This window comes from Streptomyces sp. NPDC101776, from assembly GCF_044766845.1.
Lineage (GTDB): Bacteria > Actinomycetota > Actinomycetes > Streptomycetales > Streptomycetaceae > Streptomyces.
In genome coordinates this window covers 90183-114329 of the sequence record NZ_JBIWMV010000010.1, presented here as the reverse complement: position 1 = coordinate 114329, position 24147 = coordinate 90183, and the positions used below count along the sequence as shown (strand labels likewise).

Here is a 24147-nt window from a genome sequence, read left to right as displayed (position 1 = left end):
TTCCAGCAAGCCCTGACGCGCGAAGGAGTCGAACCCCACGATGGACCAGCCCGTACGACGGCACGGCACCCGCTTCACCGGGCGCACGGCCGTGATCACCGGAGCGGCTTCGGGAATCGGCGCTGCCACGGCCGTACGCCTCGCCGAGGAGTGTGCCGCCGTCGTGCCCGCCGACATTGCCGAGGAGCTGGGCGAAGCGGTGGCGGAGCGGATCGGCAAGGACGGCGGGCGGGCCCGGTTCGTGGCCGCCGATGTCGCGGCCGCGCACGCCTTCGGGCCCGTCGACGTCCTCGTCAGCAACGCCTTCACCGTCGATGTCACACCCGCGCACGAGATGACCCTGCCGTCCTGGCAGCGGCAGCTCGACGTCAATCCGACCGGCAGCTTCCTCGGCTTCCGTGCGGTCCTGCCCGATCTGGAGGAGCGCCGGGGCGCGGTGGTGCTGACCTCGTCCGTGCACGCGCACAAGGGCATTCCCGGGCATCCCGCCTACGCCGCCGCCAAGGGCGCCCTGCTCTCCCTGTGCAGCCAACTCGCCGTCGAATACGGTCCTGTTGTGCGCGTCAACGCCGTCGTGTCGGGACCGATACTGACCGCCGCCTGGGACCGGGTGCCGCCCGAGGAACGGGAACGCAGCATCGCCGAGACGGCCCTGCGCCGCTTCGGCTCACCCGAGGAAGTGGCCGCCGCCATCGCGTTCCTCAGCGCCGACGAAGCCGCCTTCATCACCGGCACGAGTCTCGTGGTGGACGGCGGCTGGAGCGTCGTCAAGGCCTCCGCATGACCACGCTCCCCAACCAGCAGAAAGGTTCTACGACATGACGCCCTATGCCCGACGCGGCGTCCACGGCCAGACCGTGGAAGTCCTCGCCCGCCGCATCCTGGGCGGCGAGATCGCCGAAGGGGCCACGCTCGATCTCGTGGCGCTGCAGAGCGAGTTGGACGTGAGCCTGACCGCGCTGCGCGAGTCGCTGAAGGTGCTCGCGGCCAAGGGGATGGTCGACGCCCGGCAGCGGCGCGGCACCTTCGTGCGCCCCCGCGCCGAGTGGAACCTGCTCGACGCCGACGTGCTGCGCTGGCAGTTCGCGGGCGCCTCCACCACCGAGTCCGACCGGGCGCTGCTGCACAACCTCGCCGAGGTGCGCGCCATCATCGAACCCGCCGCCGTACGGCTGGCCGCCCTGCGTCGCACCGACGCGGACCTGGTCGCCCTGGACGGCGCCCTCGACGCGATGGGGGAGGAGGGCGGCGACGCCGCCCACGCCGTCGAGGCCGACCTCGCCTTCCACCGCGCCCTGCTCGCCGCCACCCACAACGAACTCCTCGAACGCATGGAGATGGTGATCGAGTCCGGCCTGGCCCACCGCGACCGCATCGTGCACAGCGCCCCGCACAGCGAGGACCCGGTCCCGGCCCACCGCGCCGTACTGGACGCCGTACGCGAGCGGGACCCGCAGGCCGCCGAGGCCGCGATGCGCGCCCTGCTCGACCAGGCCGGCCGCGACCTGGACCGCCTGGACGACGCCGTGGACTCCGCGGCCGACTCCGAAGAAACGGAAGGCTCCCGGTCTCAGTGAAGATCACCCGTGTCGAGACCTTCCTCGTCCCGCCCCGCTGGCTGTTCTGCCGCGTCGAGACCGACGACGGTGTGATCGGCTGGGGCGAACCGGTCGTCGAAGGACGCGCCGAGGTCGTCCGCGCCGCCGTCGACGTCCTGGCCGAACACCTCGTCGGCCAGGACCCGTTGCGGATCGAGGACCACTGGCAGGTCATGTCCAAGGGCGGCTTCTACCGGGGCGGCCCGATCCTCTCCAGCGCCGTCGCCGGCCTCGATCAGGCGTTGTGGGACATCGCCGGGAAGACCTACGGCGCCCCCGTGCACGCCCTGCTCGGCGGTCCCGTGCGCGACCGCGTCCGGGTCTACGCCTGGGTCGGCGGCGACGAACCCGCCCAGCTCGGCGAAGAGATAACCGCCCAGGTCGAGGCGGGTTTCACCGCGGTGAAGATGAACGCCGCCGGAGCCACCTCGGCGATCCCCACCCCCGCCGAGACCGCCGCGATCGTCGCCCGCGTGGCCGCCGCCCGTGAGGCACTCGGCCCGGACCGCGATGTCGCCGTCGACTGCCACGGCCGCTTCACCGCCCCCGCCGCCCGCCGCGTCCTCGCCGAACTCGCCCCGCTGCACCCGCTGTTCGTCGAGGAACCCGTCCTGCCCGAGCACGGCCATCTGCTGGCGAGCCTGGTCGAGTCGAGCCCGGTACCCCTCGCCACCGGTGAACGCCTCTACGGGCGCGCCGAGTTCCTGCCCCCGCTCGCCGCGGGCATCGCCGTAGTCCAGCCCGACCTGTCCCACGCCGGCGGTATCTCGGAGGTACGCCGCATCGCCTCCCTCGCGGAGGCGTACGGCGCCCAGCTCGCCCCGCACTGCCCGCTCGGCCCGATCGCGCTCGCGGCCAGCCTCCAGGTCGCGTTCGCCACCCCCAACTTCCTTATCCAGGAGCAGAGTCGGGGCATCCACTACAACAAGGACGCCGATCTGCTCTCCTATCTCGTCGACCCGGCACCGTTCCGGTTCGTCGACGGCCATGCCGTGCGCGGTGACGCCCCCGGCCTCGGCATCACGATCGACGAGGCCGCCGTACGCGCCGCCGACCGCACCGGTCACGCCTGGCGCAACCCCGTGTGGCGGCACCCCGACGGCTCCTTCGCGGAGTGGTGACCGTGCCGTTGGACATCGTTATCGACCGTGCGCACGGCGGCCGTTGGACCTCGCTGCGGGCGGGGGACCGCGAATGGCTGTGGCGGCGCGACGCACCCGAGCGGGAGAAGGCGTTCCCCGGCGACGCCTTCGTGGACGCGGGCGGACTGGAGGAGTGCGTCCCCACGGTCCGGGGCACCCCGGATCACGGTGACGCCTGGTCGCGGCCCTGGACGAGGGAGGCGGGCGCGGATGTCCTTCGCTGCGACCGCTTCACCTTGGCGCGCACGGTGCGTGCCACCAGCGACGGTGCCGTGGCCGACTACGTCCTGACGGCCGACGCGGGCTTCCGCTTCGTCTGGGCCGCGCATGCGCTGCTCGACCTCTCCGACCGGGCGCTCGCACACATCGACAGCGGAGTACGCACCCGGCTCTTTCCCGAGGTGGCGCCGCTGGTGGACCGGGCGTGGCCGGACGGTGCCGCGTGGGTGGAGGGCGCCTGGCCCGCGCCGTGCGGACTGCGCCTGGACCGGTTCGGGCCGGACGACGGCACCGCCGTAGGAGCCGTCGTGGACGCTGCCCACTGTTGCGTCCACGACCGGGCCGACCGGCTCTCGCTCGCCCTCGAAGCCGACGGGCAGCCCTTGTCCATCGCGCTGTGGCGCAACCTGCGCGGCTACCCCGCCCCGAACCCCTACCGCAGCACAGGCGTCGAACCGATGCTCGGCCGCGTCTTCGACCTCGCCGAGGCGGGCCCCGGTGACGCGGCCCGGGTACCCGCCTCGGGCGAGGTCCGGTGGCGGCTGACGCTGACCACCAACTGCCGTTGTGCCTGAACCGACCTGTACAGGAAGGGAATTCGTCACATGGATCTTCGAGCGGCCCTGGCCGCCCACCGCCTTGTCGCCGTCATGCGCGGCACCGATCCCGAGGCCTCCGTACGCACCGTACTCACCCTCGCCGAAGAGGGCGTCGAACTCATCGAGGTGTCCCTGACCGGTGCGGACGCCCTCTCCGTCATCGAGCGCGCCCGCAAGGAACTCGGCCCCGACCGGCCGCTCGGCGCCGGTACGGTCCTCACCGTCGAGGACGCCCGTGCCGCCCGGCACGCCGGTGCCGACTTCGCCGTCACCCCCGCACTCGGCGACGGTATCCGTGAGGCCAACCGGCTCGAACTGCCGGTGCTGGCCGGGGTGTTGACCCCGACCGAGATCCTCGCCGCGCGCTCCTTCGGTGCCGCCGCGCTGAAGATCTTCCCGGCCGCCGAAGCGGGTGGCCCCGCCTATCTGAAGGCGTTGCGCGGCCCGTTCCCGCACGAGGTGTTCGTGCCGGTGGGCGGTGTCGACGAGGTGGCAGCCCGGGCGTATCTGGACGCCGGAGCGACCGCTGTCGGCGTCGGTTCGCCCCTGGTCGGCGACGCGGCCGACGGCGGCGACCTGACCGCGCTGCGCGACCGGGCCCGCGCCTTCCTCGCCGTCGTACGAACCGTCGTACGGAACACGTCGTCCGCCGGGGAGACGTCATGAAGAACGGATGGCAGCCGGCCGAAGGCGCGGTCGTCTGCATCGGGGAGACCATGGCGGCGCTGGCGCCCGCTCCGTCCTCGTCGCTGGAGAGCGCCGACGATCTGCGGGTGTCGGTGGCCGGGGCCGAGTCGAACGTGGCCATGTATCTGGCGGACCTGGGGGTCCCCGTCTCCTGGCTCTCGGCCGTGGGCGACGACCCGTTGGGGCGGCGCGTGCTCGCGGAGGTGGGGGCCGCGGGCGTCGATGTCAGCGGGGTGCGCCGCGATCCGGAGCGGCCCACGGGGTTGCTCGTGAAGGAGCCGGACGGTTCGCGGACCCGTGTCCACTACTACCGCGGCAACTCGGCGGCCTCCGCGATGGGCCCCGACGTACTCGACGACGACAGGCTGAGATCGGCCTCCGTCCTCCATCTCACCGGTGTGACACCGGCGTTGTCCCCGTCCTGCCTGAGCCTGGTCTCCGAGGCGCTCGCCGTACCGGCCGGTGAAAGGCCGTACGCCATCAGCTTCGACGTCAACCACCGCCTCGCGCTGTGGGCTCCCGGGAGGGCCGCCACCGTGCTGCGGGATCTCGCCGACCGGGCCGACATCGCCTTCGTGGGGCTCGACGAGGCGCGGGATCTCTGGGGCGCGGACCTCGAACCGGCAGACGTACGGGGGCTGTTGCCGCGTCCGCGGCTCCTCGTCGTCAAGGACGGCGGTCGTTCGGCGATCGCCTTCAGCGACGAGGGCATCCGGGTCGTGCCCGCGCTGGACACGGACGTGGTGGAGCCCGTGGGCGCGGGTGACGCGTTCGCCGCCGGGGTGCTGACCGGGCTGCTGCGGGGCGAGGGCATGGAGCGGGCGTTGCGGCTGGGGCACATCACGGCAGCTTCGGCGCTCAAGGTGACGGCCGATCACGGCCCCCTTCCGGACAGCGCCCGGATCGAGCGGCTCCTTGAGCTGCCGACGCACGAATGGGCCGCGGGGGCAGGGCAGTTGACCTAGTCGGGCGACGCGTCGGGCTCACATGTCCAGGACGATGTCCGTGTCCGGCCGGGCGCAGCAGATCAGGATCTCGCCCTCGGCCGGTGGCTCCAGCGGATCGGGGGAGTAGGCGATCGTGCCCGACAGCAGGGGCGTGACGCAGGTGTGGCAGACGCCCGTGCGGCAGCTCCAGCGCGTGGGTACGTCGCAGGCGTCGGCGAGTTCGAGCACACTGCGGTCGCCGTCGTCGAACGGGACGGCGATGCCGCTGCGCGCGAAGGTCACCAGCGGGCCCGTTCCGGGCGTACCCGGGGGCCGGTGCGGCGCTCGGGCGGGTCGGTCGGTGAGGCCGGGGTTGATGGCGTCCAGGGTTCCGAACAACTCGGTGTGGATGTGCGCCGGGTCGAGGCCGGCCTCGGTGAGGGCCTGCCGCATGTCGGTCATGAAGGGGGCGGGGCCGCAGATGTACGCGGTCGCGTCGGCCGGGACCGACAGCGCGAGCAGTCGCTCCTTCGTGAGACGGCCCGGGGTGGCGTGGGCGAGCTGTCGTTCCTCGGGTGTGGCCGCGCTGTAGAACACATGCTCACGCGCGTCCGGCAGTGCGGTGAGGAGGCCGTGTGCCTCGGCGGCGAGGGGGTGTTCGCGGGGACCGCGGGCGCCGTGGATCCACCAGACCGCACGCTTGCTGCCCTGCGCCGCGAGCTCGTGCAGCATGGACAGCACCGGCGTGAGGCCGATGCCGGCGGAGATCAGGAGCACGGGTCCGCTGCCCTCGGCGTACACGAACTCCCCACGGGGCGCGGCGACTTCGAGGACGGCGCCGGGCCGTAGCCGCGTGGTCAGATAGCCGCTCGCGGTGCCGTGGGGCTCGTGTTTGACGCTGATCCGGTAGCTGCCGACGTCGGGTGCGGCGGACAGCGAGTAGCTGCGCACGGGGGTGGGGCCGGTCGTGGTCGGGACGCGCAGGGTCAGGTACTGGCCCGCGCGGGCGGCCGGGAGCGGGGAGTCGTCGAGGGCGGTGAGCCGGATCGAGGTGACCGTCGTGCTCTCCGGGATCAATTCCGTCACCCGTAGAGCGCGGAAACCGGCCCAGGCCGGGTGGGCCGCGGGCTCCGGACCGTCGGCCGCGGCGAGCAGTTCACGGAACGAGCCCTGCCAGCCGGGGCTCAGCGCGGGGATGTCCAGGGCGAGGCGCAGCTTGGCGGGGTCGCGGCCGGGGAGATAGAGCAGCGCGTCGGTGTCGGCCACGCTCAGTTCGCCCGGACCGGTCCTGGTCCGTACGATCCGGTCGCCGGCCTGCACCCGGCCCTCCCGTACGACCCGCATGTAGAACCCGGGACGGTGATGGCTCACCAGCAGCGCGGCCAGCTCGGGCTCGCCGAAGCGCATGCCGACGCGATAGCAGGTGACACGCGGCTGGGTGACCTCGAACTCGGCCTCCCCGATGCGGTACCGGTCGCCGATGCACACCTCGTCGTCGGGCAGGCCGTCCACGGTGAGGTTCTCGCCGAACTGGCCGTAGCCGAGATCGTCCCGGCCGAAGTGCCGCTGCCAGTGCCGGTACGACTCGATCTGGTAGACGAGTACGGCCCGCTGCTCGCCGCCGTGACCTCCGGTGTCGCCCTGGCCGTCGCCGTCGATGTTGAGCCGCCGGACCGTCGCGGGGCCGATCACCGGGTACTTCCATACACCTGTGCAGACGGTCTTGCCCTGCCAGGGAACGTCCTTCGGCATGCCGACATTCACCGACAGCAGGGTGGGCATCGGGAGCTCCTTCCCGTAGGGGCGCCCGGTGAGGGGCGGGGCCCCGAGACGGCAGTCGTCCCCTCCCATACTGAGGGTGCGGTCCCCACTGTGCGAGACCGCACCCTCCGAGGTACCGGCCTAGCGCGGTGCCGTGATCCGGAGCCTGATCGTCCGGGACTCCGGACGCAGCGCGAACTCGGGCCACACGTCCGGACCGCAGGCCCGGGAGCCGAGCCCGTGCTGGGCGGCGTCGACGATCAGCCGGCTCGTCGTCGATTCCGGCAGCTCGAAGGGGTGCCCGGCCCCGGCGATCTCCTGCGGGGTGTGGCGGCTGAGCGTGAAGCCGGGGCGGCGCCCGTGCGTGTCGGGGAGTGCCACGATGTGCAGCACCTCGGTGTCGCCGCTGGTCAGCGCCAGTCGGCGCAGTTCGGAGCGGTGACCGGTCTCCTGCGGTCGCGCGTAGTCGACCGAAAGGTCACCGACAGTGGCCGCGAAACGGCCGGTGCGGGCCGCCCGAATGCTGTCGGGGTAGGACTCCAGCGGGCCCAGGCCGAACCACTCGGCGCCGTCGACCGGAGCCGTGCCGTCGGGCAGATCGAAGCGGACCCCGATCCGCGGCCACACCGTCTGCCAGCCGTGCGAGGGCTGGATCTCCACCCGCAGCTCCACCTCGCCGTCGCTCTCGCGCGACCAGACGGACTCCACCAGTACCGACAGTCCCGAGTCGGCGGACGCGACCTTGTCGACCGTGCGCAGCGCGTCCCCGCTCTGCTCCACGGAGACCCGGCGCGAGGTCAGCCGGTCGAGTCCGTCGCGCAGCCACAGCTCGGCGTTGGAGACTCCGGCGACGTTGGCGTCGCTCTCCTTGACGTCACCCCATGCGCCCTTGTCGTTGTCGGTCGGCGCCCGGAAAAGCTCCAACCGCGGTCCGGCCACGGCCCGTTCGCCGAGCCGTACGAGAGATCCGCCGGCGAACTCGGCGATGCCGAGCGTGAGGGTCCCGTCGCCGGGCTGCCAGTCGAACCGCGCGCGGGCAGCGGGTACCGGACGGCGAACCGACCGGTCCAGCTGGGCAGTTGCGACGACATGACCCTCGGGCGCCCAGGCGGTCGCGGTCGTCAGCTCCGCGTCGATCGTCAGCCAGGTCTCGGCGTCCGGCGACACCGGGACCGGCCGCAGCGACACCCGGCTCGAATCGCCCGCCGAGACGAGGGGAACCTCCAACTCCCCTGATTCCACCGGCACTCCGTCGTGCTCGACCCGCCAGCGGAAGCGCAGGTCGGACGTGTCGGTCGTATGCCGGAGGTTGGTGATCGCGACCTTGTCGCCGTCGAAGGCGAACTGCACCGGCGCCACCACGGCCTTGAACTCGTGAAGGCTCGGCGTCGGCACGTCGTTGCTCAACACCATGCCGTCCATCACGAAGTTGCCGTCGTGGATGACCTCGCCGAAGTCGCCGCCGTACGCGTAGTACGGCGTCCCGTCCGGGGTCGTGGCCAGGGTGCCGTGGTCGCGCCACTCCCAGACGAAACCGCCGTGCAGGCGCGGATGTTCGTGCACCAGAGTCTCGTACTGGTCGAAGGCGCCCGGCCCGTTGCCCATCGCGTGCGCGTACTCGCACAGCAGGAACGGCTTGGTGCGCTGCCGGGCGCCCTGCGCGGGCGTGCAGTTGAGCAGCGGGGCGCGAGAGCCGTCGGTGCCGATCTGCTCGGTCTCCAGCACGGACGCGTACATGCGGGAGTACACGTCGGTGTACTCGCCCGTGTAGTCGCCCTCGTAGTGCACGGGGCGTTCGGCGTCGCGGGCGTGGACCCACGCCGACATCGCGGCGAGGTTGCTGCCGGTGCCCGCCTCGTTGCCCAGCGACCAGATCACGATGCTGGGATGGTTCTTGTCCCGCTCGACCGTGCGCTGGATCCGGTCGAGGTACGCCTCGCGCCAGGCCGGGTCGTCACTGGGATTGCCGACCCAGCCGACCTTGTCGAAGCCGTGCGTCTCCAGATCGCATTCGAGGATCACCCAGAAGCCGAGCTCGTCGGCGAGGTCGAGCAGCCGGGGATGCGGCGGGTAGTGGCTGGTGCGGATCGCGTTCACGTTGAACCGCTTCATGAGCGCCAGGTCCTCGCGGGCGTGCGCCTCGTCGAAGACACGGCCGCGCTCCGGGTGGGTCTCGTGCCGGTTCACCCCGTGGAACACCACCCGGCGGCCGTTGACCAGGAACTGGTCCCCGCGGATCTCGACCGTGCGGAAACCCACCCGCAGGGTGATCGTCTCCGCGGCCGTCGACACCGTGGCGTCGTACAGGCGGGGCAGCTCGGCCGACCAGGGCTCCACCTCGGCGAGGTCCACGGGGGCCACGTCGTCCGGTGTCGCCCAGATCTGCTCGACGCCGAGTTCGGGGATGCGCAGGGTGACCGGGAACGCCGTGGCGCTGGCGACGACCTCGGCCTCGACCCGCCCGCGCCCCTGGTCGAAGCCCGTGCGCAGCCAGACGTCCTCGATGCCCCCGGCCGGCCGGGCGACCAGGGTGACATCGCGGAAGATGCCCGGCAGCCACCACTGGTCCTGGTCCTCGACGTAACTGGCCGCCGACCACTGGTGCACTCGCACGGCGACGACGTTCTCGCCCGGTCGTACGGCGTCGGTCACATCGAATTCGTGGGCGAGCCGGCTGCCGCTCGCGCTGCCGATCTCAACTCCGTTGACCCACATGCGGAACAGCGACTCGACACCGTCGAAGCGCAGCACGACCCGCTCGGCGTCCGACCAGTCGGCGGGGACGTCGAAGGTACGGCGGTAGTCGCCGGTCGGGTTCTCGTCCGGGACGTGGGGCGGGTCGATCGGGAACGGGAACTGGATGTTCGTGTAGATCGGGCGGCCGTACGCGCCGTCACCCTCCAGCACCCAGTGGGAGGGCACCGGAATGCCGTCCCAGCCCTGGGCGTCGAAGTCCTCGGCCGCGAAGTCCTCCGCCGCCGATGCCGTGGGGGACAGGCGGAACCGCCAAGACCCGTTCAGGGAAAGGGATTTCGCGTCGGAGTGCAGCCACGAGCGCGCCGGGCGCAGGGCGCCACGCCCGGGTGCGAGGTCGGAAACATGGGGGGAGAACTCGGGAAGCACGAGGTCACAACGCTTTCGTGAGAGCAGAACGGGCGTATTGCATTCGATCATGGCGGCCTACCGGAGCACGAGACTGTGGATCTCCCATGGACCGAGGCCGAGTTCGAGCTCGCCCCGGGCCTGGGATCGGGAGATCGTCCGGCCCAGCAGATCGACGGTGGCGGCCTCGGTGAACGGCCCCGTCACCCGGACCGTCGTCGACGCGTCGTCGCTCATCGCGGTCAGCCGGACCTCGGTGCCGGAGCCGTGCTCGTCGTCGGTGACACGGCGGACGGCCGAGACGAGGACGTCCTTCCCGTCGACCCGCAACCCGGCCGTGTCGGGCGGCAGTTGAGCCTCGGCGGGCGCGGTCCCACGAGTGACCAGTACGTCGTTGCGGAACTCCTCGGCGAGGGCGACCGCGTTCGCGCCGCGCCAGCCGGTCGCGCTCGCCGACGGGACGACGGCGAACCGGTTCTCGATCCGCATCCCGAGGTCCTGCGCACCGGGTACGGGGATCTCGCTCGCCGCCGGTTCGTCGCGCAGGGGATGGATGTTGACACTGATCGAGCCGATCGCGCGCAGCAGCGTGATCGCGAGTTCGGAGCCTTCGCCGACCAGTTCGTACTCGCTGGAGTGGTCGAGCAGGACGGTGGCGGCACCGGACGACACGAACGCGTCGGCCGGGAAGGTCGGCAGCGGGTACTCGCCCCAGCCGCCCTCGGCGGTCAATCCGCGCTCGGTGACCGCGAATTGACCGGCGGACGCGGAGGTCGTGACCGGCTCGGGCAGCGGTACGTGGAAGCGCAGCCGGTGGTCGGCTGACTGGTTGAGGAAGGACGTGGCCACCCGCACGAACGGCTCGCCCGCGCGCACCTCCACGAGCGTCTCCACCGGCGTCGGCACGGTCCGCTCGCCGCGCACATCGCGGTCGGCGGAGAGCGCGGCCGGCCACGCGTAGACACGGGTGACCCGCAGCCGCGCGCGCAACGGGCCGTTCTCGACCAGCTCGACGGTGATCTCCGTCGGCTCCGACACGAGGACGTCGTGCGCCGGAGGAGCGTAGTTGTAGCTGTCGCCCCGGTCCCCGCCGTCGACGAGCCGCCCGACTCCGTGCAGCACGGTCCCGTCGGAGCCGGTGACGTCCAGAGTGCCGTCGGCGGCGACCGCGACCTCGACCAGGCCGTTGGAGAGGGTGCGTTCCGTCGCCGTAGCCGGAGCGTGCGACGGTACGGCCACGGAGGCGCGGTCGCTCGGTTCGACCCGGAAGGACGTCAGCCCGGAAGCGGGCACGCGCACGGGCACGAGTGCGGTCGCCCGGGCCTCCTCCAGGGTCAGGACCCGCCACTCACCCGGGTGTGCGACCGCCGCTTCGGCGACCTCGCGGCGCAGGATCAGCAGGTCGAAGGGGCCGCTGGTCGGGACCTCGGCGAGGTGGAAGACGAGGGCGCCGGGGGCGAGTTCGTAGTGGTCGATCTGGCGGCCGAAGAGTTCACGGCGGTGGATACGGCGCAGGACGCGTTCGAGCTGCGAGGCGTCCATGCGCTCGTCGCTGAGGACGGTCGGTGCCTGGGAGATCAACTGCACGGGGGCCGTGGAGCCGTCGGCGAGCGTCGCGACGAGCGCGCTGCCCTCGGGCGGGGCCACGACGTCCACCTCGACCAGCGCCGAGCGGCCGAACGGCAGCGGGTTGGCCACCAGTTGGCCGTCGCTCGGCACCCGCGCGGCGGGCCCGGTGAGTGCCGCGTCCCGTACGGCGCGCGCCGTCTGCGCGGCTTCGGCGAGCCGTGCGGCGACCTGGTCGCAGGTCTCGTCGGTGCCCGAGCCGACGACCGAGTCGTGCGCCGTCGACTCGATGATCTTGTGCCAGGCGAGGTCCAGGAACGGCGAGTCGTCGCGCCAGGACCACAGGGCGTTCATGCGCTCGGCGTGGTCGACCGTGCGCTCCGCGAGCGCCATCCGCTGCTTGAGCCCGAGCCGCACCGAGAGCACGCCGGGGAGGATGTTGCCGCGCACATGACCGCGCAGCTCACCGGTGACGACGGCGGACACCTCGTCACGGACGTGCTTGCGGAGGTACTCGTCGAGGGTGGCGATGGTGATCGCGCGGCCTTCGGCGGCGGCTTGCCGCAGCCAGGAGGCGAGTTGGGGGTCGGGCGCGTTGTGATCGGTGCCGGCCATCGCCAACACCGGGTCGCGGCCCCACCGTTCGGCCGTCATCTCCGCGTAGTCGCCGAGCGCGCGGCCGATCTGCTCGGGGATCAGGAGGACGTCGAGGCCGTTGTCGTAGCCGTCGAAGAGGAACTCGGTACGCACCTGGGAGCCGTCCGGCGCCCGCCAGTTGAAGGCGTGGCCGCCGACCGAGCCGGGCACTCCGCGCCACAGCGCCGCGTGTTCGATGCCGGCGCGGGCCAGGATCTGCGGCATCTGCGCGATGTGGCCGAACATGTCGGGCAGATAGCCGATCGGCATCGCGCCGCCCAGCTCGGCCGCCGCCGCCCAGCCCATCCGCAGATTACGGACGATGGTCTCGCCGGAGCAGAGGAACTCGTCGAGCAGGATCAGCCAGGGCCCGACCGCGAGTCGGCCCTCGGCGACCAGGGCCGCGACCCGGTCGCGGTTCTCCGGCCGCATCTCCAAGTAGTCCTCGATCGCGGCCATTTGACCGTCGACGGTGAACCGGAAGTCCGGGTCCGTCTCCGCCGTCTCCAGCACGGTGTCGAGGGCGGCGACGAGCCGGTGCCGGAACACCTGGAAAGGCTCGTACCACTCCCGGTCCCAGTGGAAATGGGGCACGAAGACAGCGGAGTCGGTCATGGCGGGAGACACCTTCTGTGCGGGGACGGTCACTTGAGGGAACCGGCGGCGAGTCCGGTGCGCCAGAACCGCTGGAGCAGGATGAACAGGATGATCACGGGCACGATCGACACCAACGAGCCGGTGATGACGGACTCCTGGAGGAGCGGGGCACGGGCGGTCTGGCCGTTCCACTCGTAGAGGCCGAGCGTGATCGGGAAGAGCGACTCCTTCTGCAGCATCACCATCGGCAGGAAGAAGTTGTTCCAGATGGCCACGAACTGGAACAGGAAGATCGTCACCAGCGACGGTGTCATCAGCTTGAACGCCACCGAGAAGAACGTGCGGAACTCACCGGCTCCGTCCAGTCGCGCCGACTCCAACAGCTCTTGCGGGACAGCCGCGTTGGCGAAGATCCGCGCGAGATAGACGCCGAACGGACTGACGATGCTGGGCAGGAACACCGCGAAGTACGTGTTGACGATGCCCGTCGCCGAGAACAGCAGGAACAGCGGGAGCGCGAGTGCGGTGGTGGGGACCAGGACGCCGCCGAGGATGACGGAGAAGAGGAACTCCCGTCCCCGGAAACGGAACTTGGCGAGAGCGTAGCCGCACAGCGCCGAGATCAGCGTTCCCACGGCCGCACCCAGCACGGCGTAGATCACGGTGTTCAGGGCCCAGCGACCGAAGATGCCGTCGCTGCGGGTGAACAGGACACGCAGGTTCTCGAACAGGTTGAAGTGCGAGAACGCCAGGCCGTTGGTGGCGGCGAGGTCGCCCTGCGGCTTGGTGGAGGCGACGATCAGGAAGTAGATCGGCAGCAGGAAGTAGATCGCCAGGAGCAGCATCAGGGCCATGGCGGCGGTGCGGCTGACCTGGCTCTCGCGGTTGACGGATGGCTTGTTCACAGGCCGGCCCTCTTCGACGTCAGTCGCATGAACCCGAAGCTCAGGACGAAGGTGATGACGGCGATGACCACGGAGATCGCCGCGGCCTGCTGGTAGTTGTTCCCGGAGGCCACCGCGTAGGCGAGCATGTTCGGCGTGAACGTGCTGGAGATGTTCGAGGAGATCTGCCGCAGCACGGCCGGCTCGGCGTAGAGCTGGAGCGTGCCGATGATCGAGAACACCGTGGTGAGGATGATCGACGGGGCGATGATCGGGACCTTGATCCGCCAGGCGATGGCCCAGTTGCTCGCGCCGTCGAGCTTGGCGGCCTCGTACAGCTCCTGCGGGATCGACTGGAGCGCCGAGAACATGATCAGCATGTTGTAGCCGGTCCACAGCCACGTGGAGATGTTCGCCGCCGACCACAGCACCGCGCCGGGCCCGAGGAAGTCGGGCTTGAGCCCGATGTCGTTCAACAGGTCCACGACGGGGCTGAGTTGGGGCGAGTAGAGGTACGACCACATGATCGCGGCGATGACACCGGGCACCGCGTACGGCATGAACGCGGCGATGCGGAACACGGACTTGAGCCGCAGCAGGGGAGTGTCGAGGAGCAGCGCGATGACCAGCGCCACGAACAGCATCACCGGCACCTGCACGATGCCGAACAGTCCGATGCGGCCGATGCTGGACCAGAACTCGTCGTTCTGGAAGACCTTCCCGTACTGCTCGAAGCCGCCGAAGGTCGTGTACGAGGTGCCGTACTGACCGCCGCTGCGGCGCACGACGCGGACGCTCTGCCACAGCGCGTAGCCGACCGGCACCAGGTAGAAGAGCACGAACGGGAGGAAGAAGGGGATCACGAACGCGAAGATGGTGCCCGCCCGGGGGCCGCCGCCGTTGAGACGGCGGCGGCCCCCGGGTGACGCCACCCGGCGCGTCGCGCGGGGTGCGATGTCGGTCATCGTGCGGTCACTTGCCCGCCGCTGCCGGGATCGCCTGATCCTTCATCGACTTCAGCGCGGACGCCTGGGCCGCCGCCAACGCGTCGCTGAGCGTGCCGTCACCGGCCGCCGCCTTGGCCATCGCGTCCTGGAGCGCGAGGTTCACCGTCTTCTGCGTGGGTCCCCAGGCGAAGCTGGTGTTGATCTTCTTGGACGAGTCGGCGAAGACGTCGAAGATCTTCTCGTTGTTGTAGTACGGAACTCCCTTGGAGAGAGCGGGGAGTTGAAGTCCCGCGTTCGCCGCCGGGTAGAGGCCGCCGAGCTGGTTCTCCAGTGCGAGCGCCGCCGGGTCGGTGTTGAGCCAGGTGTTGAACTTGACCGACTCGTAGAGGTGCTTGCTGCCCTTCATGAACGCGACGGTCGAGCCGCCCCAGTCACCGGAGGAGCCGCTCGAACCCCACGTCGGCATCGGGACGATGGACCACTTCCCGGCCTGCTTGGGCAGGTTGTCGCGGAACATGCTGTAGCCCCAGGCGGCGCCGACGTAGCTGGCAATCTGGTCCTGCTGGTACGCCGCGTACATCTGCGTCGAACCGTTGGCGAGGTCGGTGCGCACGAGCTTGCCGGAGATCAGCTTCTGCCAGTAGTCGGCGACCTGCTTGCTGTGCTCCGACGCGACCGTGACCTGCCACTTGTCGCCGGAGTAGCTGTACATCTGGGAGTCGTTCTGCCAGAGCAGCCCGTTGAACCACTCGGCGTTGTTCGGGTCGAAGAACGTGATGTCGAGCTTCGGGTCCGCCTTGTGCAGCTTCTGCGCGGCGGCCGCGTACTCGTCCCAGGTCGTCGGGATCGCGATGTCGTACTTCTTGAAAATGTCACTGCGTACGTAGAGGGCCATCGGCCCGGTGTCCTGCGGCAGGGCGAACACGCCGGTGTTGCCGAAGCTGGTCTGCGACCAGGTCCACGGCACGAACTTCGACTTGGCCGCGGTGGCCGCGGAGCAGGACGAGGCGTCCACGAACGCGCTCTGCGTGCGCAGGTTGGGCAACTCGTCGTAGCCGACCTGGGCCAGGTCCGGCGCCTTGCCCGCCTTGAGGGCGTTGCCGAGGGTGCCGTACTGGTCGTTGGAGATGTTCTTCGTCTCGACCTGGATGTTCGGGTTCTTCTTGTTCCACAGGGCGACGACCTTGTCCATGCCCGGAACGGTGTTCCAGTACTGGAGGGTGACCTTGCCCTTCGCGGGCGCGCAGGAGGCCGCGGATGTCTTGGCCGACGGCGCGGATGACGAGCATCCGGCGAGTACGGCGACACTGGCGGCCACGGCGACGGCGCCGAGGCGGATGCGCGTGACTGTGCTGCTCATGGTTTCCGTTCCAGACAACGACTAGCGGCGGTGCTAGGCGGCTTCGATGCTGATCCCTCGGGCGGGATGCCTTCTGGGTGGAAGGGACGTGGGCACACCATTTGTTGCGGGGTCTAAGAGCGTCCCGTGAGCGCTCCCGTGAGCGCTCACGGGACTGCTTGCAGATAGACCTCTTGAAGTGTGTTGCGAATGTTCGGAAGTTTGCGCTCCGGTGCGGGCGGGTGTCAAGACATTCGGACCGGACGCGCGGGCGGCCGTCAGGCGGAGCCGCTCAGCCGCAGTTCGCCGCGCACGACCAGGTCATCGGCGGCAAGCGCTTCCCCTCCCGACAACAGGCGCGCGACCTGCTCGATGGCGAGGGCGCCAAGCCTGCGGGTGTCCAGGGCGACGCTGCTGAGCGGGGGTTCGACGAGTGCGCCGAGCTGGAGACCGTCGAAGCCGATGACCGCCAGTTCCTGCGGGATGGTGCGGCCGAGGCGACGTGCCTCGCGCAGGGCGCCGATCGCGATGATGTCGTTGAACGTGAAGACGGCCGTGATGTCGGGATGGTCGGCGAGCAGGGTCCTGAGCGCCGCGCCACCGCCGTCGGCCGTCTGGTCCGCGCCGACCACCATGCCGGCCTCGATCCCGTGGGCCGTCGCGGCGGTCGTGAACCACTCGTGCCGGACGCTCGGTTCGGCGCGGGTGTGGTGGTCGAGCATGCCGATCCGGGTGTGCCCCCGCGCGACCAGATGGGCGACCGCGGCGTGCACCCCCGCCGTGCCGTCGATCTCGATCGCGCTGAACCGCGTGCGCTGTTCCCGGCCGATGAGCACCACCGGCATGCCGCGCGTGAACTTCTCCAACTCGCTCTCGGGGCAGCTGAAGTAGCCGATGACCGCGTCCACCTGCGAACTGATCACCTGGAGCGTGCCGCGTTCCTCCTCCGCCCGGTCCCCGGTGTCGTACACGACGACCTGCCAGCCACGCGTCCGGGCCGCCTCCAGCGCGGCGGCGGCGACCTCGGTGAAGAACGGATTGAGCAGATCGGGAATGACCAGCCCGATCGTCATCGTGTCCTGCCGCACCAGCCCCCGGGCGAACCGGCTCGGCCGGTACCCGAGCGCACGAGCGGCATCCAGCACCCGCTGTTTCGTCTCGCTGTCGATCTCGTCCTTGTCGTTGAGCGCCCGCGACACGGTCTGCCGGGACACCCCCGCCGACGCGGCGACATCATTGATCGTGATTTTCCGGGGCTCGGTCCCCGCTGCCGAGGGCACCACCATCGCCCACCTCCCGCTTCTCGCGAACGCAGGTGCGCGCGCAGAGCCCGAGTATGCATGTACGGGGGCGGGGTCACGAAGCCGCGGGCCGGGAGATCGGGGCGTCGTGGGGCGTCGGGTCGGGGTCGGTCGCCTTCGGCGCGGGGGTCTGTGAGGTGCGGCGCTGGGCCGTTGTAGATGTGGGTATCGAGCTTCGGAGGCGCGCCTGTGCGGTGGGTGGGTGCTGGAGGCCGGGGGCAAACCTAACCACCGTCATGAGCTATGACCGGTTAGTGAAGACCCCGGCTTCCAGAGAGCAGAGTCGGCGGGGGTGGGGAGGGCAGCGCCGCCCGGCCGCCGCGGACATGCGTACGTACCGGGCCTCGCCCACGCGGCATGATCCGCCGCGCAGTTCCTACGGCGACGCCACCGCGACCGGGGCCTGCGGGAGTGCCGGAACGCCGGTGGGATCGTCGAGCAGGGCGTCGCGGCAGGTCTGGAACGCGCCGCGCAGTGTCGCCTCGGCGCCGAGGACGCCGAAGGTGATGGTCGGCTGCATGTCGGGTGCCAGGGCGCGGCGGCCGGCCAGGCGGGCGTCCAGGCCGGGACGGAGCCAGGAGGCCCAGGTGGCGAGGTAGCCGCCGAGGATGATCTCGCCGGCGTCGGTGACCCCGGACACGCCGAGGACGGCGGCGCCCAGGGCGTGCCCGGCCGCGTCGAGCGCGGCGACCGCGGCCGGATCGGCCGCACACAGTCGGCGGTCCAGCTCGGCCAGTGCCGCCTCACCGCCTTCCGACCTGGCGACATGGTCCAACCCGGCCGCGTGGATGAGGGGTTCGGGGCCGATGTACGTCGCCAGGCAACCCCGCGTGCCACAACGGCAGTCGGGGCCGTCGAGGGCGATCGGCAGGTGCCCGATCTCGCCCGCCATGCCATGACTTCCGCTGTGCACACGGCCGTTGACGAGGAGCCCGCCGCCCACGCCGGTGTCGGCCTTGATGTAGGCGACGGTGTCGGGGTGCTCCACACCGGCGGCTTCGAGGGCGTGGTATTCGGCCAGGGCCGCCATGTTGGCGTCGTTCACCACGTCAACAGGGCAGTCCAGCAAGGGGAGTTCGGCGGTCACGAGCGCGCGCAGATCGGTACTGCGCCAGCCGAAGTCGATCGCGGCGGCGACCAGTTGAGAGGTCCCGACGACCGGTCCGGCCATGGCTACGGCGAGTTGGGCGAGATGCGCGTCCGGTGCCGCGTCCCGTGCCGCCGCCTCAGCCGCTCGTACCACGCAGCCGATCACCGCGGCCAGGGCGCGCGGATCCCCGTACGGGGCATGATGGGGCGCCGATTCGCGGTGCAGGACCCGGCCCCGGAAGTCCGCCGCCATGACGTGCACGGACTCCAGGCTCACCTGGGCGGCGAGGACGACCACGCGTTCGGGGACGAGCCCCAGCAGGCGTCGGGGGCGGCCCCGGCCACCGGTCGGCACGGAACCCGCCTCGCGGACCAGGCCTCGGTCGATCAGCTCCGCCACCAACGCGGTGACCGTGGCGTGCACCAGTCCGGTGCCGGCGGCGACCTCGGTACGGGCGCACGGGCCGTGGGCGTCGAGGTACCGCAGCACCAGGGCCAGATTGCCGCGTCGTACGTCGGCCGAGTCGGCGGGTGCGTTCACGCAGACGATTGTGCCCCTGCGGGACGGGATCCGGTCAAGATGGCCAAGATATTATTTTTCGAGCCTTGAAATAAATAAATCCGCGTGGCCATACTCCCGGCACCGGCAACGATGCCGGTCCGTCCCCGTGGAGGCGTCCTTGTCCGCTTCGACCTCTTCCGCCCCCGCCACTGTCCGAACGGACGACACCCTGGGCCGCTCCCAGGTCAACGTCCTGATGTGGTCGATGGGCGCGGGATTCGCCGCTCTCTACACCGCTTACGCCGGCCTCGTCGTGGTTCTGCTCCCCGCTCAGATCCAGAACCTCGACGCCGCCGCGAAGGAGTCGAACCTCGCCCTGGTGACGATGACCTCGTCCGTCGTCACGCTCTTCGCCCAGCCGATCATCGGCGCCCTCTCCGACCGGACCCGCGGCCGCCTGGGCCGCCGCACCCCCTGGATGCTGTTCGGCGCCGTCGGTTCGACCCTCTCCCTGCTCGCCATCTCGCACGCCACCACCCTGCTCTGGCTCACGCTGATGTGGGTCGCCGTGCAGGTACTGCTGAACGTCATCCAGGCCCCGCTCACCGCCGTCATGGCCGACCGAGTCGCTCCCCGACGGTTCGGCATCGTCTCCGCCTTCGTCGGCCTCGGCTCCAACCTCGGCGTGATCCTCGCCGCCCGCTACGCCGGTCAACTCGGCCTGGGCTACGGCGTGATCGCCGCGATCGTCCTGGTGACCGTGCTCGCGTTCGTGCTGCTCAACCGCGACCGCACCCGCCCCGAGGCTCCGGAACCCTTCTCCTGGCGGGAGTTCTTCACCGGCTTCTGGGTCTCACCACGTCAACACCCCGACTTCGCCTGGGCGTTCGTGGCCCGTATGACCTTCATCCTCGGCTACTGGGGCGTCGCCACCTACCAGCGCTACGCCCTCCAGGACTACGTCGGCCTGGACGCCGACGCCGTGGACAGCGCCCAGCAGCTGATGTCCGTGCTCGCCCTCGTCGGCACCCTCGCCGGCGCGATCCCGGCGGCGAAGATCTCCGACCGCACCGGCCGCCGCAAGATCTTCGTGATCGGCGCATCGGTCCTGCTCGCCCTGTCCATGGCCATCCCGCTGGTCAGCCCCACCCTGCCCGCGATGTACGCGTACGCGCTGGTCAGCGGCATGGGCTTCGGTACGTACATGTCGCTGGACATGGCCCTGATGACCGAGGTGCTGCCCAAGGGCGCGGCGGCCGGCAAGGACCTGGGCATCCTCAACATCGCCACCAACGTCCCGCAGGCCCTCGGACCGATCATCGCCTCCGTGCTCATCACCTCGTTCGCCGCGGGCTCCGACAAACTCCCCGGCTACCGCGTCCTGTTCGCCTTCGCCATGGCCGTCGTCCTGATCAGCGCGTTCGCGATCCGGCTGATCAAGGGCGTCAAGTAGCGGGCGGGGCGCGAGACTTCGACCATCGTCCGTAACCTCCCACCTCCACAAGGAAGTTGCTCCGTGCCCCAGTCCGTACTCGCTGTCACGTCCCAGGGCCCCGTCCTCGGGACGTGGCAGCACACCACCGCCCGCTTCCTCGGCATCCCCTACGCCCAGGCCCCCGTCGGCGAACTCCGCTTCGCCGCCCCCGTCCCGCCCGAGCCGTGGACCGACCCCCTCGACGCCACCCGGTACGGGCCCACCGCGCAACGCCGCCCCTTCATCCTCGACGGCCCCACGACCATCCCCGAGCCGTCGATACCGGGCGAGGGGGTACTGAACCTCAACGTCTTCACCCCGGACCCGCACCCGGGTGCCGACCTGCCGGTCCTCGTCTGGATCCACGGCGGCGGTTACGTCGCCGGATCCGCCGCCAGTCCCTGGTACGACGGGTCCGCGTTCGCCCGTGACGGAATCGTCCTCGTGTCCCTCGGCTACCGGCTCGGCATCGAGGGCTTCCTCCCCCTCGAAGACGCCCCCGACAACCGCGGTGTGCTCGACTGGATCGCGGCGCTGACCTGGGTGCGGGACAACATCGAGGCGTTCGGCGGCGACCCCGGGAAGGTCACCGTCGCCGGTCAGTCGGCGGGCGGCGGCGCCGCGCAGACCCTGATGGCGACGCCCTCCGCGCACGGGCTGTTCCGCGCCGCGATCTCCGAGTCCGGCGCCGTCAGGGCCCCCCAGCACCGCCGCGACGCCCTCGCCGACTCGGCCCGCCTGACCGAACGCACCGGCGTCCCCGCCCGCGCCGCAGCGCTCCGCGACCTCACCGACGACGAACTGCTCGCCCTCCAGGACGCCCTCGCCACCCCCGAGGCAGGTCTGACCCTGGCGCCCTTCGCGGACGGGGAGTTGATCCCGGTCCCCGTCCCGGACGCCTTCGCGGACGGCAGCGCGACCTCCGTACCACTCCTGCTCGGCTTCACCGAGCGCGAGTTCTACCCCCCGCCCGGTAGCGATCCAACTCCCGTACCCGCAGAGGTGGTCGGCGCTGTTCTGGCCGGTCACGGCCTGGGCCCCGAGGCCGTGACCGCGTACGCCGCCCTCCGGGAGGGCACGGACCCGGAGCAGCGCATCGGCCAGGCCCTCACCGACGCCATCTTCCGCGGTCCGTCCCTCGCCCTCGCCGAGTCCCGCGCCCACCACGAACTCCCCACCTGGCTCTACCACTTCACCTGGGGCAGCGCCGCCCACTGCGTCGAGATCCCCTTCGCCTTCGACCTCCTGAACGCCGAACGCGTCACCGCGGCCACGGGCCCACACCCACCCCAGTCCCTGGCCGACGCGATGCACGGAGCCTGGGTCGCCTTCGTCCGCGACCTCGACCCGGGCCCGAACTGGCCCCGCTACACCAACAAGCGCCGCACGACGATGATTTGGGACGCGGTCCCGGAGGCCATCGACGACCCGCTGGGCGCCGAACGGCGTATCTGGACGACACCACCGACCACCCCGTGAGTCCTCGGGTGTCTCACCGAGGTGCGTGCCTAAGCTGAGCTGCGACGGAGCGACGAGGCGACGGGAGGCACGGATGTACAAGCCTGGCATTCGGATGGCGGCCAGGGCAGCGGCGGTGGTGCCGGTACTGGTCGCCATGGCGGCATGCGGTCACCAGGGCTCGGTGACAAAGGCACCTTCGGCCGGCGCCTCCCCGGATCCCTCGGACTCCTCTGTGTACGCCGCCGAGTTGGAGAAGAGCGACCTTCCCTGGAGCGGCAGCCCGAGCCCGTACAACGCCGAGGTGACACTCGACGACGGCCGCCGCGTGGCCCTGCACTACCGCCAGGGAAAGGGGCTCGTCGAGCAGCACTACAGTCCCCGGGCGAAGGCGTGGACCGAGCCGAAGGTCATCTACCGCACCCGGACCGACGCGTGCCAGGGCATCCACCTGCGCACCAAGAAGGGGACCGTGGCGGCGATCGCCGACTTCGGCCCCTACTGCTACGACGGTGAACCACCGACCGAGTCCGTCGCGGCCGTCGTCATCGGCAGCCTGACCGAGTGGAGCGTCAACGTCACCAAGAACATCGACGGTTGGGAACAGGCCACGGTTTCCAAGGACGGACAGCGGGTGGTCTTCGGGAGGGACACCACGCTCACCTGGAGTCGGACCGACGGGTTCGAGGGCAAGTGAGTTTCGTCATCGACCCTCAGCGGTGCCGGAGTTCGGTCTCCGCCAGTGCAACTCTGCCCAGGCTGCGACGAGTTCCGGTACATGGACCGTCGCCTGAACCTCCGTGCACGCGCGTGACATCCGGGCACGCAAGGTGTCGAGGTCCGCTTCCTCGGCGGTGGTGATGCCGGCGTGTTCCATCACCGGCAGGAGACTGCGTGCCGACTCGGAGATCAGGGTCACCGCGGCCGAGTCGGGGCCACCCGTGGGTACGGCGACCGCCACACGGGGATCGGACAGCCCCGAAGCCCGCAGCACGTGGGCGAGTTGCTCACCCATGTCGGGGTCGCGGCCTCCTGCCCTGAGCGCCGCGCAGATCCACTCCACGCTCCGTGTCACCAGCGGAACGTCAGGGACGGCGCGAGTTCTTGAGATGGTGAAGTCCTGGAATGTCACGACGCCACCAGGGAAGCCTGTATCCCGAGCCGGTCCGCCTCCTCGGAGGTATTTCCCATGACATAGGAATTCGGGTCTGTCTGTGCCATTCCTGATCCATTCCATCGATTGAGGCGTGCCGCAGAGAGCCGGGCACGTCGTCGATTACGGAGTGTAGGAATCGCACGGTGGGCGGTTTTCGGCGTGATCATGGAGTGAGGGGGCCGATCGCTGTGGATTCCAGAGCCGAGGTCAACCGGTGATGCCGACGACCGAGCGGAGCAGACCGGTGAAGGTGCGAGGATCGGTTCCGGTGAGCCTGTGCCACTGGCCGAGCCGGTAGGCCACCGTGTTGGGGTGGATCCGGAGCGCGTCGGCGGCGTGCGCGAGCGACAACCCGGCGTCGGCGAAGGCGAGGACGGTCTCCGCCAACTGGGGCTGCTCGCCCGCGATCCGGCGGACATCGGCGAACAGGGGAAGCAGCCGGTCCCGGCTGTCGACCAGGCTCGCCCGCAGCCACACACGTCCTCGAACGACGTGGCGCGGCCCCCTCGTTCGGCGACCACGAGGGCGCGCTCGGCGTCGGTGATGCTCATCTCGGCGCCGGCGAGCCCGGGCCGTCGGAGGCCGACGCCCACGGGAGCGTCGTCGCCGCCCAGCTTGATCACGCGGGTGACGAGATCGGCCCGGGCGCCGCGTTGCGCGACGGCCACCATCAGTTGCCCGCTCAGTCCGCAGGAGACTCTTCCGGGAACCTGCTGTGCCGCGCGTTGCAGCAGACCCAGGCGCCCTTCCGCGGCCCACACGGAGGCCGGAGTGCACAGGGCCTGGAACTCGCCGTCAGGATCGAAGCCCAGCTCGCGGGCGATCTCGGCGGTGTGCTCGCGAGGTGCCCCACCGGTGCGGAGCAGTTCCAGGAAACGCTGGCGCAGACCGGCTTCGCGCCCGTACCGTGCCCCGGCCTCGTCCGCGTAGACGTCCGCGACGACGCCGCTCATCGCCTGGACCCACAACCACAGCGGCGCGACCAGCTCGATCGCGGTGTCCTCGGCCGCCGTACCACGCGCCACGGTCCGCAGCTCGCCCCACAGCCCGCGCGCGACGAGGTGAAAGGTCGCGAGCACGTCCTGGGCGGGCAGACCGTAGTACGCCCTTCTGCGGGACGCGGACTGAACCTCCAGCAGTTGCTCGGCCGTCGGCTCCACACCG

At 70.7% G+C, this 24147-nt stretch carries 19 protein-coding genes and 1 pseudogene; 9 read left to right on the top strand and 11 right to left on the bottom strand.

Features of this window, described 5'->3' with window-relative positions:
• Positions 1–40 precede the first annotated feature (40 nt).
• The 6 genes from ACIRRY_RS28615 to ACIRRY_RS28590 are packed head-to-tail and all read left to right on the top strand — an operon-like array spanning position 41 to position 5210.
• Positions 41–784 (top strand): SDR family NAD(P)-dependent oxidoreductase, encoded by a 744-nt coding sequence (locus tag ACIRRY_RS28615; RefSeq protein WP_403977786.1) that lies wholly within the window; start codon positions 41–43, stop codon positions 782–784.
• A gap of 34 nt (positions 785–818) precedes the next feature.
• On the top strand, positions 819–1577 hold the full coding sequence (locus ACIRRY_RS28610) for a FadR/GntR family transcriptional regulator (RefSeq protein ID WP_403977784.1): 759 nt from the start codon (positions 819–821) through the stop codon (positions 1575–1577).
• Complete coding sequence (gene dgoD, locus ACIRRY_RS28605; RefSeq protein ID WP_403977782.1) at positions 1574–2719, top strand: galactonate dehydratase; 1146 nt, start codon at positions 1574–1576, stop codon at positions 2717–2719. Before ACIRRY_RS28610 ends, dgoD begins: the two co-directional genes overlap by 4 nt.
• The gene (locus ACIRRY_RS28600) at positions 2716–3534 is read left to right on the top strand and encodes a hypothetical protein (protein WP_403977780.1); all 819 of its coding nucleotides are present in this window, start codon (positions 2716–2718) and stop codon (positions 3532–3534) included. The genes dgoD and ACIRRY_RS28600 overlap by 4 nt, the downstream gene beginning before the upstream one ends.
• A gap of 30 nt (positions 3535–3564) precedes the next feature.
• Complete coding sequence (locus ACIRRY_RS28595; protein ID WP_403977778.1) at positions 3565–4224, top strand: bifunctional 4-hydroxy-2-oxoglutarate aldolase/2-dehydro-3-deoxy-phosphogluconate aldolase; 660 nt, start codon at positions 3565–3567, stop codon at positions 4222–4224.
• Positions 4221–5210: a sugar kinase gene (locus ACIRRY_RS28590; RefSeq protein WP_403977776.1), complete on the top strand. Its 990-nt coding sequence runs from the start codon at positions 4221–4223 to the stop codon at positions 5208–5210. The genes ACIRRY_RS28595 and ACIRRY_RS28590 overlap by 4 nt, the downstream gene beginning before the upstream one ends.
• Positions 5211–5228: 18 nt before the next feature.
• Here the strand turns inward: ACIRRY_RS28590 and ACIRRY_RS28585 are convergent, their stop codons facing one another.
• The 8 genes from ACIRRY_RS28585 to ACIRRY_RS28550 form a co-directional block, all read right to left on the bottom strand.
• The gene (locus ACIRRY_RS28585) at positions 5229–6953 is read right to left on the bottom strand and encodes an MOSC domain-containing protein (protein WP_403977774.1); all 1725 of its coding nucleotides are present in this window, start codon (positions 6951–6953) and stop codon (positions 5229–5231) included.
• Between the two features lie 120 nt (positions 6954–7073).
• Positions 7074–10055 carry a glycoside hydrolase family 2 TIM barrel-domain containing protein gene (locus tag ACIRRY_RS28580; protein ID WP_403977772.1) on the bottom strand — a complete coding sequence of 994 codons (2982 nt, stop codon included), beginning with the start codon at positions 10053–10055 and terminating at the stop codon, positions 7074–7076.
• A 57-nt stretch (positions 10056–10112) separates the two neighbouring features.
• Complete coding sequence (locus ACIRRY_RS28575) at positions 10113–12851, bottom strand: alpha-mannosidase (protein ID WP_403977770.1); 2739 nt, start codon at positions 12849–12851, stop codon at positions 10113–10115.
• 29 nt (positions 12852–12880) lie between these two features.
• Positions 12881–13738: a carbohydrate ABC transporter permease gene (locus ACIRRY_RS28570; protein ID WP_403977768.1), complete on the bottom strand. Its 858-nt coding sequence runs from the start codon at positions 13736–13738 to the stop codon at positions 12881–12883.
• Positions 13735–14682 (bottom strand): carbohydrate ABC transporter permease, encoded by a 948-nt coding sequence (locus ACIRRY_RS28565; protein ID WP_403977766.1) that lies wholly within the window; start codon positions 14680–14682, stop codon positions 13735–13737. The genes ACIRRY_RS28570 and ACIRRY_RS28565 overlap by 4 nt, the downstream gene beginning before the upstream one ends.
• A 7-nt stretch (positions 14683–14689) precedes the next feature.
• Positions 14690–16024 (bottom strand): ABC transporter substrate-binding protein, encoded by a 1335-nt coding sequence (locus tag ACIRRY_RS28560; RefSeq protein WP_403977764.1) that lies wholly within the window; start codon positions 16022–16024, stop codon positions 14690–14692.
• A gap of 257 nt (positions 16025–16281) precedes the next feature.
• Positions 16282–17289: a LacI family DNA-binding transcriptional regulator gene (locus tag ACIRRY_RS28555; protein ID WP_403977762.1), complete on the bottom strand. Its 1008-nt coding sequence runs from the start codon at positions 17287–17289 to the stop codon at positions 16282–16284.
• A 391-nt stretch (positions 17290–17680) separates the two neighbouring features.
• Positions 17681–18934 carry an ROK family transcriptional regulator gene (locus tag ACIRRY_RS28550; protein WP_403977760.1) on the bottom strand — a complete coding sequence of 418 codons (1254 nt, stop codon included), beginning with the start codon at positions 18932–18934 and terminating at the stop codon, positions 17681–17683.
• A gap of 139 nt (positions 18935–19073) precedes the next feature.
• On the opposite strand from ACIRRY_RS28550, the gene ACIRRY_RS28545 reads away from it, so the two are divergent.
• From ACIRRY_RS28545 to ACIRRY_RS28535, 3 genes are all read left to right on the top strand, one after another.
• Positions 19074–20348: an MFS transporter gene (locus ACIRRY_RS28545; protein ID WP_403977758.1), complete on the top strand. Its 1275-nt coding sequence runs from the start codon at positions 19074–19076 to the stop codon at positions 20346–20348.
• A gap of 63 nt (positions 20349–20411) precedes the next feature.
• Positions 20412–21848, top strand: a complete 1437-nt coding sequence (locus ACIRRY_RS28540; protein ID WP_403977756.1) for a carboxylesterase/lipase family protein — start codon at positions 20412–20414, stop codon at positions 21846–21848.
• A 73-nt stretch (positions 21849–21921) separates the two neighbouring features.
• Complete coding sequence (locus tag ACIRRY_RS28535) at positions 21922–22524, top strand: hypothetical protein (protein WP_403977754.1); 603 nt, start codon at positions 21922–21924, stop codon at positions 22522–22524.
• 6 nt (positions 22525–22530) lie between these two features.
• Here ACIRRY_RS28535 and ACIRRY_RS28530 read toward each other — a convergent pair whose 3' ends face one another.
• The 3 genes and pseudogenes from ACIRRY_RS28530 to ACIRRY_RS28520 all read right to left on the bottom strand — a co-directional run.
• Complete coding sequence (locus ACIRRY_RS28530) at positions 22531–22902, bottom strand: hypothetical protein (protein WP_403977752.1); 372 nt, start codon at positions 22900–22902, stop codon at positions 22531–22533.
• 288 nt (positions 22903–23190) lie between these two features.
• The gene (locus tag ACIRRY_RS28525) at positions 23191–23460 is read right to left on the bottom strand and encodes a helix-turn-helix domain-containing protein (RefSeq protein WP_403978355.1); all 270 of its coding nucleotides are present in this window, start codon (positions 23458–23460) and stop codon (positions 23191–23193) included.
• A 56-nt stretch (positions 23461–23516) separates the two neighbouring features.
• Positions 23517–23936 (bottom strand): annotated as a pseudogene (locus ACIRRY_RS28520) (hypothetical protein); the annotation flags it as partial.
• Positions 23937–24147 lie beyond the last annotated feature (211 nt).